Genomic DNA, 15,459 nt, shown 5'->3' with positions numbered 1-15,459 from the left:
TCGGTTAGTTCGGGCAACGGGCGTTTCAGAGCACGCGACTCTCGTAACGCTCCTGACCCGCCAACTCCAGAACGATCTGGTCACCGGGCTGGAAAGGTCCGACGCCAGCCGGCGTACCGGTCATGATCAGATCACCGGCCTGCAACGAGAAATTCGCCGCCATATGCTGGATCATCGGCAGGATGGGGTTGAGCATCAGGCTGCTGTTGCCGTCCTGCACCACCTTGCCGTTGAGGGTCAGGCGAATGCCGATGTCGGTCAGGTCCGGGAAGGTTTCCGCCGGGACGAACGGCGCGATCACCGCGGCACCGTCGAAGCTCTTGGCCAGCTCCCACGGCAGGCCTTTTTCGCGCAAGCGCGACTGCACGTCGCGCAGGGTCAGGTCCAGGCCCGGCGCGAAACCGCTGATGGCGTCCAGCACTTCTTCCTCGGACGGGTTCTTGCTCAGCGGCTTGCCGAGCAGTACCACGATCTCGGCCTCGTAATGCACGCTGCCGCGATCGGTGGGAATGCTGAAGCCGTCTTCCAGCGGTACGACGCAACTGCCGGGTTTGATGAACAGCAGCGGCTCGGTAGGGACCGGGTTGCCCAGTTCCTTGGCGTGTTCGGCGTAGTTACGCCCGATGCAGACCACTTTGCCGACAGGGAAATGGATGTTCGTGCCATCGACGTATTTGTGCTGGTAGCTCATGGGGTCTCCTGGAGGGCTGGTCGCGTCACAGTGCGAAGATCTTGCCGGGGTTCATGATGCCGTTGGGGTCGAACGCTGCCTTCACGGCTTTCATGTACTCGATTTCGGCAGGCGATCGACTGTACGCCAGATAGTCACGCTTGGTCATCCCCACACCGTGTTCGGCAGAAATCGAACCGTTGTACTTCTGCACGGTTTCGAACACCCAGGTGTTGACCCGCGCGCAGGTGTCGAAGAACGCCTGCTTGTCCATCGCCTCGGGCTTGAGGATGTTCAGGTGCAGGTTGCCGTCGCCGATATGGCCATACCAGAGCACTTCGAAATCGGGGTAATGCTGCGCCACGATGGCGTCGATTTCCTTGAGGAATGCCGGGACCTTCGAGACGGTGACCGAAATGTCGTTCTTGTACGGTGTGAAGTGCGAGATGGTCTCGGAGATGTACTCGCGCAGCTTCCACAGGTTGCGCAGCTGCTGCTCGCTCTGGCTCATCACGCCGTCGAGAACCCAGCCCTGCTCCACGCAGTGCTCGAAGGTCGCCAGGGCCTGGTTGGCCAGCTCGTCGGTGCTGGCCTCGAATTCCAGCAGGGCATAGAACGGGCACTGGGTATCGAAGGGCGCCGGCACGTCGCCGCGCGCCAGCACCTTGGCCATGGAGGCATGCGAGAAGAATTCGAAGGCGGTGAGGTCCAGCTTGCCATGGAAGGCGTGCAACACCGGCATGATCGAGTCGAAGTCGACCGCGCCCAGAACCATGGCGGTGAGGTTCTTCGGCGCCCGTTCCAGGCGCATGGTGGCCTCGACCACGAAGCCCAGCGTGCCCTCGGCGCCGATGAACAGCTGGCGCAGGTCATAGCCGGTGGCGTTCTTCAGCAGGTCCTTGTTGAGTTCCAGCAGGTCGCCCTTGCCGGTGACCACCTTGAGCCCGGCCACCCAGTTGCGGGTCATGCCGTAGCGGATCACCTTGATGCCGCCGGCGTTGGTGCCGATGTTGCCGCCGATCTGGCTGGAGCCCGACGAGGCGAAGTCCACGGGATAGTACAGGCCGTGGTCGGCGGCCAGGTCCTGCAACTGGCGGGTAATCACCCCCGGCTGGCAGACCACCGTGCGGTCCGTGGTATTGACCGCCAGTACCTGGTTCATGGCCTCGAAGGACACCACCAGTTCGCCGTTGCTCGCGACCGCCGCCGCCGACAGCCCGGTACGCCCGCCCGACGGCACCAGGCCGATGCGATGGCGGTTGGCCCAATGCACGATGGCCTGGACCTGCTCGGTGCTACGGGGCAGAACGATAGCCAGCGGCGCCGGAATGAACTGCTTGGTCCAGTCCTTGCCGTAGGTTTCCAGGGAGGCGGGGTCGGTGAGTACCTTGGCAGGTGCCACCAGGGCGGTGAGTTCTTCGATCAGGGCCTGCTGGGTCATCACGTAACTCTCGATGAATTCATGGACAACCTGAGAACCTCTCACGTTTGGGCATGGGGTTTCGAGGGCTGTTTATGCTAGCATACGACACCAACTTGCCAGTATGCGACGCGCCTGCAGAGGCCCTGACGGCGACGCGCAAAATGGCCGATGCCTTTTTTTGCCAGCTATTTTTCCGGGATACAGGTTAACGCAGATGAGCAAGACTTCCCTCGACAAGAGCAAGATCAAGTTCCTTCTTCTCGAAGGTGTGCATCAGTCCGCAGTGGATGTGCTCAAGGCCGCTGGTTACACCAGTATCGAGTACCACACCAAGTCCCTGCCGGACGCCGAACTCAAGGAAAAGATCGCCGATGCCCACTTCATCGGTATTCGCTCGCGTACCCAGCTGACCGAAGAAATCTTCGAGCACGCCAAGAAGCTGGTCGCGGTCGGCTGCTTCTGCATCGGCACCAACCAGGTTGACCTGGGCGCGGCTCGCGAGCGCGGTATCGCGGTGTTCAACGCCCCCTACTCCAACACCCGTTCGGTCGCCGAGCTGGTGCTGGCCGAAGCCATTCTGCTGCTGCGCGGCATTCCCGAGAAGAACGCTTCCTGCCACCGTGGCGGCTGGATCAAGAGCGCGGCCAACTCCTTCGAGATCCGAGGCAAGAAGCTGGGCATCATCGGCTACGGTTCGATCGGTACTCAGCTGTCGGTCCTGGCTGAAAGCCTGGGCATGCAGGTGTTCTTCTTCGACCCGCTGACCAAGCTGCCGCTGGGCAATGCCACTCAGGTCACCTCCCTGACCGAGCTGCTGGGCCTGGCCGACATCGTCTCGCTGCACGTGCCTGAGCTGCCGTCTACGCAGATGATGATCGGCGAGAAAGAAATCCGCGCCATGAAGAAAGGCGGGATCCTGATCAACGCCGCGCGCGGTACCGTGGTCGATCTCGACGCCCTGGCCGCCGCCATCAAGGACAAGCACCTGATCGGTGCCGCCATCGACGTGTTCCCGGTCGAGCCGCGTTCCAACGACGACATCTTCGAAAGCCCGCTGCGTGGCCTGGACAACGTGATCCTGACCCCGCACATCGGCGGCTCCACCGCTGAAGCACAGGCCAACATCGGTCTGGAAGTGGCCGAGAAGCTGGTCAAGTACAGCGACAACGGTACTTCGGTGTCGTCGGTCAACTTCCCTGAAGTGGCCCTGCCGGCTCACCCTGGCAAGCACCGTCTGCTGCACATCCACGAAAACATCCCGGGCGTGCTCAGCGAGATCAACAAGGTGTTCGCGGAAAACGGCATCAACATCTCTGGCCAGTTCCTGCAGACCGACGAGAAGGTCGGCTACGTGGTCATCGACGTCGACGCCGAGTACTCCGACCTGGCCCAGGAAAAGCTGCAGCAGGTCAAAGGCACCATTCGCTGCCGCGTGCTGTTCTAAGCCAACCGGCGCCATGAAAAAAGGAGACCTTCGGGTCTCCTTTCTTATGCCTGCCATTCAGGCCTGACAGCTTGTGGGAGCGAGCTTGCTCGCGAAGAAACCTCACTGGGCATTCGCGAGCAAACCGCCATCGCCGCCTCAGAGCCCCGGCACCTTCTGCCAGACCTTGGGCTTGAAGAACAGCATCTCGCCCCGAGCCAGGCCCACCAGGCTGTCGTGGTCCTTGACCACTTCGGCTTCGATCAGCTCGTTCTGGCCTTCGACCTTCAGGGTCACCCGAGTGGTCGCGCCCAATGGGCGGATGTCGCGCACTTCGGCGGCGTGGTGGTCTTCCAGCGCCTGACGCGACAGCGACACCTCGTGCGGGCGGAACAGCAGGTGCTCGCTGCCACCCAGGCTCAGGCGGTTGGAGTCGCCGAGGAAGTGGTAGACGAAGTCGTTGGCCGGGTTCTCGTACACCTCGCCCGGCGAGCCGATCTGCTCGATCACGCCCTTGTTCATCACCACAATACGGTCAGCCACCTCCATGGCCTCTTCCTGGTCGTGGGTCACGAACACCGAGGTCAGATTGATATCTTCGTGCAGGCGCGCCAGCCAGCGGCGCAGCTCCTTGCGCACCTTGGCATCCAGCGCTCCGAACGGCTCGTCGAGCAGCAGCACCTTGGGCTCCACCGCCAGGGCGCGGGCCAGGGCGATGCGCTGGCGCTGCCCACCGGACAGCTGCTCCGGGTAGCGGTCGGCCAGCCAGTCGAGCTGCACCATGTTCAGCAGCTCGTGGACCTTGGCCTTGATCTGAGTCTCGCTCGGGCGTTCGCCGCGCGGCTTCATGCGCAGGCCGAAGGCCACGTTGTCGAACACGGTCATGTGACGGAACAGCGCGTAGTGCTGGAACACGAAGCCGACGTTGCGATCACGCACGTCATGGCCGGACACGTCTTCGCCATGGAACACGATGCTGCCCTGGTCCGGGGTTTCCAGCCCGGCGATGATGCGCAGCAGGGTGGTCTTGCCGCAGCCGGACGGTCCCAGCAGCGCCACCAGCTCGCCGCTGTTGATGTCCAGGTTGATGGTGTTGAGCGCCTTGAAGGCGTTGAAGTTCTTGCTGACGTTACGGACTTCGATCGACATGACTTATTCCTCCGCCGCGTTCTGGCGCAGACGGTTGATGCGCGACTCGCTCCACTGCTTGAGCAGCAGGATGAACAGCGCCAGGACCAGCAACAGGCTCGCGACCGCAAAGGCCGCAACGTGGTTGTATTCGTTGTAGAGGATCTCGACGTGCAGCGGCAGGGTGTTGGTGACACCGCGGATGTGCCCGGAAACCACTGACACCGCACCGAACTCGCCCATGGCGCGGGCGGTGCACAGCACCACACCGTAGATCAGCCCCCATTTGATGTTCGGCAGGGTCACGTGCCAGAACATCTGCCAGCCATTGGCGCCCAGCAGGCGCGCGGCCTCTTCTTCCTGGGTGCCCTGCTCCTGCATCAGCGGGATCAGTTCACGGGCGACGAAGGGCACAGTGACGAAGATGGTCGCCAGCACGATGCCCGGCAAGGCGAAGACGATCTGGATGTCATGGTCCTGGAGCCAGGGGCCGAAGAAACCCTGGGCGCCGAACATCAGCACGTAGACCAGGCCGGCGATCACCGGCGAAACCGAGAACGGCAGGTCGATCAGGGTGACCAGCACGCTCTTGCCGCGAAAGTTGTATTTGCTGACGCACCAGGCGGCGCTGACCCCGAACACCAGGTTCAACGGCACCGAGATCAGCACGGCAATGATCGTGAGCTTGAGCGCCGACAGCGCGTCGGGCTCCAGAATCGCGGCGACGAAGGTGCCCAAGCCCTGCTTGAGCCCCTGGGACACCACGATGAACAGCGGCAGGGCCAGGAACAGCAGGAACACCAGCCAGCCCAGGCCGATCAGCACCCGGCGGGCGAGCGGGCTGCCGCGACGGGCGGCGTTGGCCACACTGGCGGCGGAAACCGACGAATGAGACATGATGGTTCGCTCCTCAGTTCGGGGTTTCGATGCGCCGCTGCAGCAGGTTGATCAGCAGCAACAGGATGAAGGAAACCACCAGCATCATCACGCCGATGGCGGTGGCGCCGGTGTAGTCGTACTGGTCGAGCTTGACCATGATCAGCAGCGGCAGGATCTCGGTCTTCATCGGCATGTTGCCGGCGATGAAGATCACCGAGCCGTACTCGCCCACGCCACGGGCGAAGGCCAGGGCAAAGCCGGTCAGCCAGGCGGGCAGCAGTGCCGGCAGCAACACATGGCGGAACACCTGCAACGGGCGGGCGCCGAGACAGGCAGCGGCTTCTTCGACTTCACGCGGGATGTCGGCCAGCACCGGCTGCACCGTCCGCACCACGAACGGCAAGGTCACGAAGGTCAACGCCAGGGTGATGCCCAGCGGCGTGTAGGCGATCTTGAAGCCCAAGTCGGTGGCGAACTGCCCGACCCAGCCATTGGGCGCGTAGAGCGCGGTGAGCGCGATACCGGCCACGGCGGTGGGCAGTGCGAACGGCAGGTCGATCATCGCCTCGATGATCTTGCGTCCGGGGAAGGTGTAGCGCACCAGCACCCAGGCCAGCAGGGTGCCGATGATGCCGTTGATGATGGCGGCGCACAGCGCGGTGCCGAAGCTGAGCTTCAGCGCGGCAAGTACCCGTGGTGCGGTGACGATGGTCCAGAACTGATCCCAGCTCAGTTGCGCGGCATGCACGAACATCGCCGCCAGCGGTATCAGCACGATCAGACTGAGGTACACCACGGTGTAGCCCAGTGTCAGCCCGAAGCCGGGTATGACAGGAGAAATACGACGCGACATAAAGGTCCCTGGTTGACTGACAGCAACCCGGGCACAGGCCCGGGCTCCTCTTTGACCCAACCTGGAGCACCGCGCGCGGCGGCGCTCCTACAGCTCATCACTGAGCCTGGTAGATCTGGTCGAATACGCCGCCATCGTTGAAAAATTTCGGCTGCGCAGTTTTCCAGCCGCCAAAGTCTTTGTCGATGGTTACCAGCTCCAGTTTAGGGAACTGCTTCTCGTATTTCGCCGCCACCTCGGCGTTTCGCGGACGGTAGAAGTTCTTCGCGGCGATTTCCTGGCCTTCCTTGCTGTACAGGTGCTTGAGGTATTCGGTGGCGATCTCGGTGTTGCCTTTCTTCTCGGCGTTCTTGTCCACCACCGCCACCGGCGGCTCGGCGAGGATCGACAGCGAAGGCACGACGATGTCGAACTTGTCGGCGCCGCCGTCTTCCTTGAGGGCCAGGAAGGCTTCGTTTTCCCAGGCCAGCAGGACGTCGCCCTGGCCGTTGTTGACGAAGGTGATGGTCGAGCCACGCGCACCGGTATCCAGCACCGGTACGTGCTTGAACAGCTCGGTGACGTATTCCTTGGCCTTGGCCTCGCCGCCCTGCTTCAGACCATAGGCCCAGGCGGCCAGGAAGTTCCAGCGTGCGCCACCGCTGGTCTTGGGGTTCGGGGTGATGACCGAGACGTCTTTCTTGATCAGGTCATCCCAGTCCTTGATGTTCTTCGGGTTGCCCTTGCGCACCAGGAACACGATGGTCGAGGTGTATGGCGTGCTGGCATCCGGCAGGCGCTTCTGCCAGTCCTCGGGCAGGCTCTTGCCCAGCTTGGCGACCTCGTCGATGTCACCGGCCAGGGCCAGGGTCACCACGTCGGCACGCAGGCCGTCGATCACCGCACGAGCCTGCTTGCCCGAGCCGCCGTGGGACTGCTTGATGACCACGTTGTCGGCGGGGTGGCTGTTCTTCCAGTGCTGGGCGAACTCGGCGTTGTACTCCTGGTACAGCTCACGGGTCGGGTCGTAGGACACGTTGAGCAGCTCATAATCCTTGGCAACGGCCGAGCCGGCAAATACGGCGCTCGCAAGAGCAGCCAGGGCAAAACGACGAATGGACATGGGGTCAGGCTCCTGGGAAAGCGGTGTTGGCGTTATAGGTCTGTTCTTGGCGTGGCGCGCTGGCAGAAGGCGCCCGCTGCGGACGGGGGGCGCAAAGGCAGGCCCCACCGGTGAAACGGCTGACGCACTCAGCCAGACTTGTGGGTGGCGTTCTGCAGGCGGAATTTTTCCTTGCGCTCGATCTGCACGACCTGGGCGTTGTGCACCGTGATCTCGACGGCACCGAAACGCAGGTCACGCAGGGCACTCTGGATCTCGCGCAGAACGGTGGCTTCGTCCTGACCGTCAACGCTACGCAGGGAAGTGCTCATCGTGATAACTCCTATGGACTTGGGCTGAACCGTCGCGATGGGCCGCAACGGCTGCGGACATGGGAGCCATAGTAGTGAGCGCAAGATATTCTTAAAAAGACCATTTAAGAATTCAGATATAACCAAAAGGCATTTAACAACCGATCGTTCGCCAGGCGCCTTGCGCACCCGGCACGGCGGCAGTCAGGCCACCGACAGGCGGAAATCCGGTGCATGCTGCCAATCGATCATGGCCGCCGGCATCGGCCGGGCGAACCAGTAGCCCTGCCCCAGTTCGCAGCCGCTGTCATGCAGGAAGACAGCCTGCTGCGGCTCTTCGATGCCTTCGGCCAGCACCTGCATGTTCATGCTCCGGGCCAGGGCGATGATCGCGCGCACGATGGCCACGTCATCTTCATCAGCGGGCAACCCGGCCACGAAACCCTGGTCGATCTTGAGCTTCTGCACCGGCATGCGCTTGAGGCGCAGCAACGAGGAGTAACCGGTGCCGAAGTCATCGATGGCCAGGTTCAGGCCCAGCTCGCGCAGGCGATGCAATTGTTCGATGGCCTGCTCGGGGTCGCTCATTACCGCACTCTCGGTCACTTCCAGCTCCAGGCAGCCAGGGTCCAGGCCGGTGTCGCGCAGCACCTTGGCGACCTGTACATCGAGATCGCCGGTGCCGAACTGACGGCTGGAAATGTTCACCGCCACGAACGACAGCGGCGCCTGCGCCTCCTGCCACTGGCGCATCTGCGTGCAGGCCGCGCGCAGCACCCAATCGTCGATGTCGGCAATCAGCCCGCTCTGCTCGGCCACCGGAATGAACTCGCCTGGCGAAACCATGCCGCGCTCCGGATGCTCCCAGCGCACCAGGGCCTCGACACCGCGAATCTGCCGCGTGGTCAGGTCATGCACCGGCTGGTAGTAGACGCGCAACTCGTCCTGCTCGATGGCACGGCGCAACTCGCTGGCCAGCTGCACACGCTGCTGGGCATGGGCGGTCAGTTCCTCGGTGTACAGCGCATAACCCTCGCGGCCCCGGCGCTTGGCCTTGAACAGTGCGGCATCGGCATTGCGCAGCAGTTGCTCGGCCGACAGCGCGTCGTTGGGAAACAGGCTGATACCGATGCTGGCGGTGCTGAACAGCGCCTGGCCCTCGACCTCGAAGGGCAACTTGAAGGCGTCGAGGACCTTCTGCGCCAGCGCAGCAGCCTGGACCATCTGCTGGCAGTTCTTCACCAGCAGGGCGAACTCGTCGCCGCCCAGGCGCGCCAGGGTCACCTCGGTTCCGAAGCAGCCGTTCAGGCGCTCGGCCACGGCCTTGAGCAACTGGTCGCCGCGACTGTGCCCCAGGCTGTCGTTGATGTTCTTGAAATGATCGAGGTCGACCAGCAGCATCGCGCAGCCGCGTTTGGCCTCGCGAGCAGCCGCCACCGCCTCGGTGGCACGGTCGGTGAGCAGCAGGCGGTTGGGCAGGCCGGTCAGGGCGTCGTAGTGCGCCATCTGCATGCGCTCCTGCTCGGAACGCTTGATCGCCGACAGGTCGGAGAACACTGCCACGTAGTGGCGTACACGGCCATCGTTGCCCTGAATGCCACTGATGTTCTGCCACTGCGGATACACCTCGCCGCTCTTGCGGCGGTTCCAGATCTCCCCGCTCCACTGGCCCTGCGCGCCAATGGCCTGGTACATGCGCGTGTAGAAGGACGCATCGTGGCGGCCGGACTTGAACGTGCTCGGGTTGCGCCCGAGCACTTCTTCGGGCTGGTAGCCGGTGATGTCCACGAAGGCGCGGTTGACGTGCACGATCTGGCCCTTGTCGTTGGTCACCAGCACGCCTTCGCGGGTGCTGTCGAACACTGCCGAGGCGATACGCAGCCGGTCGTGATCGGCGTCCTGGCGGCGCTGCAGCTCTTCACCCCCCAGCCAGCGCACCAGCGGGCGGCGCAACAGGAACAGCGCCAGGGCACTGAGGACCAGCCACAGGTAACCGCTCGTCTGCTGCCATTGCTGCAGGCGCGCCGGGTCATGCACCCAGAATGGCAACAGATACTCGCTGGACAGCCACCACAGAAACGTCAGCCAGCCATGGAAAATGGCGGCCCCCAGCGCTTTTCGCGACAAATCCGTCATAACAGAACACACATCCTTACCCAGGCCGGCGATTATAAAGTAAGAAACATCCTGCGACGCTTCCGTGCTGGCACATCTGGCTTTCCGCGCTGGTGTGGCGATAATGCTGGCTGCTCATTTTTTACTCACCCGCCACTTGCGAGGGCACTGCAGCCTATGTGGTACAACGGTTTACTCGACCTCTCGGTCTGGCAACTGATCGCCGTCACGCTGGTCATGACTCACGTGACCATCATCAGCGTCACGGTCTACCTGCACCGCTATTCCGCGCATCGCTCACTGGAGCTGAACGCCGGCCTCAAACATTTCTTCCGCTTCTGGCTGTGGCTGACCACCGGCCAGAACACCCGCGAATGGACCGCAGTCCATCGCAAGCACCACGCCAAGTGCGAAACCGCCGAGGACCCGCACAGCCCGGTGGTCAAGGGGTTGTCTACCGTATTGCTGCGCGGTGCCGAGCTGTACCGCGCCGAGGCCGCCAACCCTGACACCCTGCGCCAGTACGGCAAGAACTGCCCGGACGACTGGATCGAGCGCAACCTGTACACGCGCTACCGCTTCCTCGGCATTGCCCTGATGGCACTCATCGACGTGCTGCTGTTCGGCGCGCTGGGCATCACCGTCTGGGCGGTGCAGATGATCTGGATTCCGTTCTGGGCCGCCGGGGTGGTCAACGGCCTGGGCCACGCGGTGGGCTACCGCAACTTCGAATGCCGCGACGCGGCGACCAACCTGGTGCCCTGGGGCATCGTCATCGGCGGCGAAGAGCTGCACAACAACCACCACACCTACCCCAACTCGGCAAAGATGTCCGTGAAGCCCTGGGAGTTCGACATGGGCTGGGCGTGGATCAAGGTGTTCAGCGCCCTGCGCCTGGCCAGGGTGCAGCGCGTCGCCCCGGTGGCCCACCGGGTGCCTGGCAAGCAGGACATCGACCGCGACACGGCGGCGGCGCTGCTCAGCAACCGCTTCCAGGTCATGGCCCAGTACCGCAAGCAGGTCACCGCTCCGCTGCTGGCGCAGGAACTGGCCCGTGTGGACGCCTCGCTGCGCCCGCGCTTCCACCGCGCCAAGCGTCTGCTGTCGCGGGAAACCAGCCTGCTCAGCGACCAGCACCGCCTGCGCATCCAGCACATGCTGGAACACAGCCAGGCCCTCAAGGTGATCTACGAAAAACGCCTGGCCCTGCAGCAGATCTGGCTCAAGACCAGCAGCAACAGCCACGACATGCTCGCGGCCATCAAGGAGTGGATCCACGAGGCCGAGAGCAGCGGTATCCAGTCGCTGCGTGACTTCGCCAGCCAGCTCAAGACCTACTCGCTGCGCCCTGTTCATGCCTGACTCCGTCGATCGGCGCCCCTTCTAGGGCGCGCCGATTCCGGAACTTATTGCGGAAATTTCGCTCAATACAGTCATCCAGAACCTACAAACGACGTAACGACGCGCCTCCGTTGCGCGTCGTTCGAGATGACTCGTCCATGGAAAAACCCTACCTCGTCTCCACCGCGTCGGACAGCGAGATGCCCGTCCCCGCCGAGACCCTATTGGCACTGATGCATGCCCAGGCCGAAGTCGCCCGGCTCAGCGAGCGCGAGCAGCTGTTCAGCTCTTTGCTGGTTAGCGTCAACGCCGTGCTGTGGGCCTTCGACTGGGAAACCCAGCGCATGATCTATGTCAGCCCGGCCTACGAGCGCATCTTCGGTCGCTCGGCGGGCCTGCTGCTGGCCGACTACAGCCAGTGGCGCGACAGCATCTACCCTGATGACCTCAACTACGCCGAGCGCAGTCTCAGCGAGGTGATCGACAAGGGCGCCATCGAAGACCGTGAATACCGCATCATTCGCGCCGATGGCGAGGTGCGTTGGCTCAGCGACAAATGCTTCGTCAGCCAGCGCCTCGACCCCGGCCAGCGCCTGGTGGTGGTGGGCATCGCCGAAGACATCACCGAGAAAAAACGCCTGGAAGACGAGCTGCAGCGCCTGGCTACCACCGACGTGCTGACCCAGAGCAGCAACCGCCGGCATTTCTTCGAGTGCGCCCAGCGCGAATTCGAGATGGCCCGCCTGCAAGGTACGCCCTTGTCGTTCCTGCTGCTGGATATCGATGACTTCAAGAAGATCAACGACACCTACGGCCACCAGACCGGTGACACGGTGCTGCAACGCATTGCCGAAAGCGGCCGCAACACCTTGCGGCGTGGCGACCTGTTCGGGCGCATAGGTGGCGAGGAGTTCGCGGCGATCTTCCCCGGTTGCGCGCCGGACATTGCCCTGCAGATCGCCGAGCGCCTGCAGCGCGAGATCCAGCGGCAGAGTTTCCAGGTAGGCGAGCAGACCTTCAGCATCACCGCCAGTCAGGGGCTGACCAGCCTGACCGAGGACGACCACAGTCTGGAAGTGCTCTATGCACGTGCGGATGAGGCGATGTACCAGGCCAAGCGCCAGGGCAAGGACCAGATCGTCCTGGGCTGACCTAATAGAAACGACTGTAGCCGCAATACTGTTCGATTAAGCGCTTTGCGACCGGGCAGGAGCGGCTTCAGCCGCGAATAGACCACACGTTCACAGCAGATGCAGGGAATTTTTCGGCCCTTTCGCGGCTGAAGCCGCTCCTACTGACGCTTCTGCGACCGGTTACTTCTCTTCGGCCGGGTCTTGCTCCGGCTCATCCAGCGAACGCTCCGGTTCCGGCGTAAGGTCCAGCAGGTCAGGCAGGTCATCTTCCGGATCGGGCGCTTCGGCGGCTTCGCTGGCCACCAGCGGCAGCGGCGCGCGCAGGCTCGGGTCGGTCACGCCGGTGAGTTTCTTGCGCAAGCGCTGCAGGTCCTCGACGCCCAGTTTCAGCAGACGCGCCGGCTTGGATTTCAGCAACAACGTTACGCTTTGCTCGTCGCTCAGCCGCGCCATGTCGCCGGCCAGGTTCATGGCCAGCACTTCGCGGGTGAAGACCCCGGTGTTGTATTGATAGACCGCGGCGATGAGTTCGCGCAGCTCCAGCGGCAATCGCCAGCGCGTGCGCAGTGCAGATCCGAACGACGCCGAATGCTGTTCGAGCATCTGGCCGATGGTGGCGTCATCCAGCTTGCCACCGGTGAACAGCCACTCTTGCAGTACACCCAGCACCGCCAGTTCGCCCAGTGCTTGCAGCAGCCCGGCGGTGAAACAGCGCTCGACGTTGAGTTCCAGCATGCGCCCGAGGATCCGCGCGTAATCGGCCGTGCGTTGCGACATCAGCCACAGCGCATTGGCCCGCGCCTGCAGCCCGTCGTGGGTCAGCGTGGCCACGCGCTTCTTGCCCAGTGCCGAGACGATCTGCGCGCTCTGTACCGCACCCAGCATCTCCAGGGCAGCGCCGAGCGTCTGCACCGGCTTGCCCAAGTGCTGGGCAGCGGTATTGGCCGAGGCGATCAGTACGGCGGTCACGTGCGGGTCGTTGCGCAGCTCCTGTTCCAGCAAGTGCACGTCCAGCCCCTTGCTACCCTGGCACAGGCGCAGGGCATCGCCGACGTTCACGCACAACGGCGCGGCATCGGCGGTGTCACGGCGCTTTTCGATGAACTTGGCCAGGGTCATGCCTGGCAGCATGCTCGGCCCGTCGGCGGAGCATTCCACCAACAGGGCACGCAGGCGCTGACGCAGCCCCTCACTGTTGAGGGGTTTGGTCAGGTAGGCAGTCGGCGCCAGCGGCAAGACCTCACGCACACTGGCGCTGTCATTGCGGCTGCTGAGCAGAATGAACGGAACTGGAGGCTGCCGGCGCATCTGGCGCACGCCGCGCAACAGGCTGAGACCATCAATGGCGGGCAACTCGCGCGCCGCGATGATCAGGTCAGGCGAATGTTTCTTCATCCATTCGACGGCCTGCCTGCCATCGGTACACATTTCCAGTTCGACATCATCACGCACGCTCAGGACCAGGTCGCTGATCGTTTCACGAACCCAGGGATCGGACTCGGCGATCAACACCCTTGGCACCCCAAGTAAATCCACAGCGGTCATCATGACCCTCCGACATCGATGCGTTCACCTTAGCCAAAGCCGCTCGCCGGATATAGCCATCCACGGAAAAATACCCGCAAGACATGAAAAAACCCGCCGAAGCGGGTTTCTTCACAGATCCAGACAGCAGGCACTGCCTGCCGTTCGGTCAGGCCCTCATCAGGCCAGTTCGTCGAAGCACTCGGCGACCAGGGCGATACCTTTATCCAGCTGCGCGTCAGGGATGGTGACGGGCATCAGGAAGCGGATGACGTTGTAGTAGGTGCCGCACGACAGCAGGATCACACCTTTCTCGCGAGCACGGGCAACGATCTTGCCCACCAGCTCGGCGGCCGGCTTGCTGTGGTCGCCGCCTTCGAACAGCTCGATGGCAACCATCGAACCCAGGCCACGCACGTCGCCGATGACCTTGTGCTTCTCGGCGATCTGACGCAGGCCGGCCTTGAGCTTCTCGCCCACGGCGTTGGAGCGCTCCAGCAGTTTCTCTTCATCGAACACCTTCAGCACGGCCAAGGCCGCGGCACAGGCAATCGGGCTGCCGGCGTAGGTACCGCCCAGGCCACCGGGAGCGATCTTGTCCATGATCTCGGCCTTGCCGCTGACGCCGGAGATCGGGAAGCCGCCGCCGACGGACTTGGCGAAGGTGGTCAGGTCCGGCACCACGCCCAGTTGCTCGGTGGCGAAGAAGGTACCGGTACGACCGGCGCCAGTCTGCACTTCGTCAGCGATCAGCAGAATGCCGTGCTGGTCGCACAGGGCGCGCAGGCGCTGCATGAAGGCCGGGGAGTTGACGTAGAAACCGCCTTCGCCCTGCACTGGCTCGATGATGATCGCCGCGATGTCCTGCGGCTGGGCATCGTTCTTGAAGATGCGCTCGATGCTGGCGATGGACTCGTCTTCGCTCACGCCGTGCAGCTCGCAAGGTGCCAGGGCGCGGTATACGCCAGCTGGCATCAGGCCCATGCCGGCCGAGTACGGCACGACCTTGCCGGTCAGCGACAGGGTCATCATGGTGCGGCCGTGGTAGGCGCCGGTGAAGGCGATCACGCCAGCACGGCCGGTGGCAGCACGGGCGATCTTCACGGCGTTCTCTACGGCTTCGGAGCCGGAGGTCACCAGCAGGGTCTTCTTGGCGAAGTCACCCGGTACGCGCTTGGCGATTTCTTCGCACAGCTCGATGTAGGGTTCGTAGGCCAGTACCTGGAAGCAGGTGTGCGACAGCTTGGTCAGCTGTTCCTGAACGGCTGCCACCACTTTCGGGTGCAGGTGGCCGGTGTTCAGTACGGCAATGCCGCCCGCGAAGTCGATGTATTCGCGGCCTTCGACGTCCCACACGGTAGCGTTTTCGGCGCGCTCGGCGACGATCGGGTGGATCTGGCCCACGCCACGGGGAACAGCGGCGGCACGGCGTTGCAGCAGGGATTCGTTGGTCTTGCTCATGGGGTCCTCATTCGCCGCTCATCGTCGGCGTGTTGCAAGGAAGCAGCAGCGGGAATCAACCGGGCCAGCATGCGATGATCGACTGGCGCGGCCTTCCGGCCACCCTTGGGGGGTTGG

At 63.4% G+C, this 15,459-nt stretch carries 13 protein-coding genes; 3 read left to right on the top strand and 10 right to left on the bottom strand.

The window, feature by feature from the left end:
- Positions 1-25: 25 nt before the first annotated feature.
- Together RRX38_RS17845 and RRX38_RS17840 are read right to left on the bottom strand one after the other, a co-directional pair.
- Positions 26-691, bottom strand: a complete 666-nt coding sequence (locus RRX38_RS17845; protein ID WP_295478122.1) for a fumarylacetoacetate hydrolase family protein — start codon at positions 689-691, stop codon at positions 26-28.
- A 25-nt stretch (positions 692-716) separates the two neighbouring features.
- Complete coding sequence (locus tag RRX38_RS17840) at positions 717-2,111, bottom strand: FAD-binding oxidoreductase (RefSeq protein ID WP_315960114.1); 1,395 nt, start codon at positions 2,109-2,111, stop codon at positions 717-719.
- Positions 2,112-2,307: 196 nt separating this feature from the next.
- On the opposite strand from RRX38_RS17840, the gene serA reads away from it, so the two are divergent.
- Positions 2,308-3,537: a phosphoglycerate dehydrogenase gene (serA, locus tag RRX38_RS17835; protein WP_295478128.1), complete on the top strand. Its 1,230-nt coding sequence runs from the start codon at positions 2,308-2,310 to the stop codon at positions 3,535-3,537.
- A 138-nt stretch (positions 3,538-3,675) separates the two neighbouring features.
- Here serA and RRX38_RS17830 read toward each other — a convergent pair whose 3' ends face one another.
- The 6 genes from RRX38_RS17830 to dibA form a co-directional block, all read right to left on the bottom strand.
- A complete protein-coding gene (locus RRX38_RS17830; RefSeq protein WP_295478131.1) occupies positions 3,676-4,665 on the bottom strand; it encodes a sulfate/molybdate ABC transporter ATP-binding protein in 990 nt (329 codons plus the stop codon).
- A 3-nt stretch (positions 4,666-4,668) separates the two neighbouring features.
- Positions 4,669-5,541, bottom strand: a complete 873-nt coding sequence (gene cysW / locus RRX38_RS17825; RefSeq protein ID WP_315960113.1) for a sulfate ABC transporter permease subunit CysW — start codon at positions 5,539-5,541, stop codon at positions 4,669-4,671.
- 13 nt (positions 5,542-5,554) lie between these two features.
- The gene (gene cysT, locus RRX38_RS17820) at positions 5,555-6,376 is read right to left on the bottom strand and encodes a sulfate ABC transporter permease subunit CysT (RefSeq protein WP_295478137.1); all 822 of its coding nucleotides are present in this window, start codon (positions 6,374-6,376) and stop codon (positions 5,555-5,557) included.
- 97 nt (positions 6,377-6,473) lie between these two features.
- Entirely contained in the window at positions 6,474-7,478 is a 1,005-nt protein-coding gene (locus tag RRX38_RS17815) for a sulfate ABC transporter substrate-binding protein (RefSeq protein WP_295478140.1), read from the bottom strand.
- A gap of 128 nt (positions 7,479-7,606) precedes the next feature.
- Positions 7,607-7,789: a sulfur starvation response protein OscA gene (oscA, locus tag RRX38_RS17810; RefSeq protein WP_295478143.1), complete on the bottom strand. Its 183-nt coding sequence runs from the start codon at positions 7,787-7,789 to the stop codon at positions 7,607-7,609.
- Positions 7,790-7,972: 183 nt separating this feature from the next.
- Positions 7,973-9,904 (bottom strand): phosphodiesterase DibA, encoded by a 1,932-nt coding sequence (gene dibA, locus RRX38_RS17805; RefSeq protein WP_315960112.1) that lies wholly within the window; start codon positions 9,902-9,904, stop codon positions 7,973-7,975.
- A gap of 156 nt (positions 9,905-10,060) precedes the next feature.
- On the opposite strand from dibA, the gene desA reads away from it, so the two are divergent.
- Together desA and RRX38_RS17795 are read left to right on the top strand one after the other, a co-directional pair.
- Complete coding sequence (gene desA / locus RRX38_RS17800) at positions 10,061-11,245, top strand: delta-9 fatty acid desaturase DesA (protein WP_315960111.1); 1,185 nt, start codon at positions 10,061-10,063, stop codon at positions 11,243-11,245.
- A 137-nt stretch (positions 11,246-11,382) separates the two neighbouring features.
- A complete protein-coding gene (locus RRX38_RS17795; RefSeq protein ID WP_295478152.1) occupies positions 11,383-12,375 on the top strand; it encodes a GGDEF domain-containing protein in 993 nt (330 codons plus the stop codon).
- Positions 12,376-12,537: 162 nt separating this feature from the next.
- On the opposite strand, the gene RRX38_RS17790 is transcribed toward RRX38_RS17795, so the two are convergent.
- On the bottom strand, positions 12,538-13,905 hold the full coding sequence (locus RRX38_RS17790) for an HDOD domain-containing protein (RefSeq protein ID WP_295478154.1): 1,368 nt from the start codon (positions 13,903-13,905) through the stop codon (positions 12,538-12,540).
- A gap of 156 nt (positions 13,906-14,061) precedes the next feature.
- Positions 14,062-15,342: a 4-aminobutyrate--2-oxoglutarate transaminase gene (gene gabT / locus RRX38_RS17785; protein WP_295478157.1), complete on the bottom strand. Its 1,281-nt coding sequence runs from the start codon at positions 15,340-15,342 to the stop codon at positions 14,062-14,064.
- Between the last annotated feature and the right edge of the window lie 117 nt (positions 15,343-15,459).

Origin of the sequence: Pseudomonas sp. DTU_2021_1001937_2_SI_NGA_ILE_001 (genome assembly GCF_032463525.1) — a bacterium.
GTDB lineage: Bacteria > Pseudomonadota > Gammaproteobacteria > Pseudomonadales > Pseudomonadaceae > Aquipseudomonas.
This window is presented reverse-complemented; position numbering and strand designations above follow the sequence as displayed.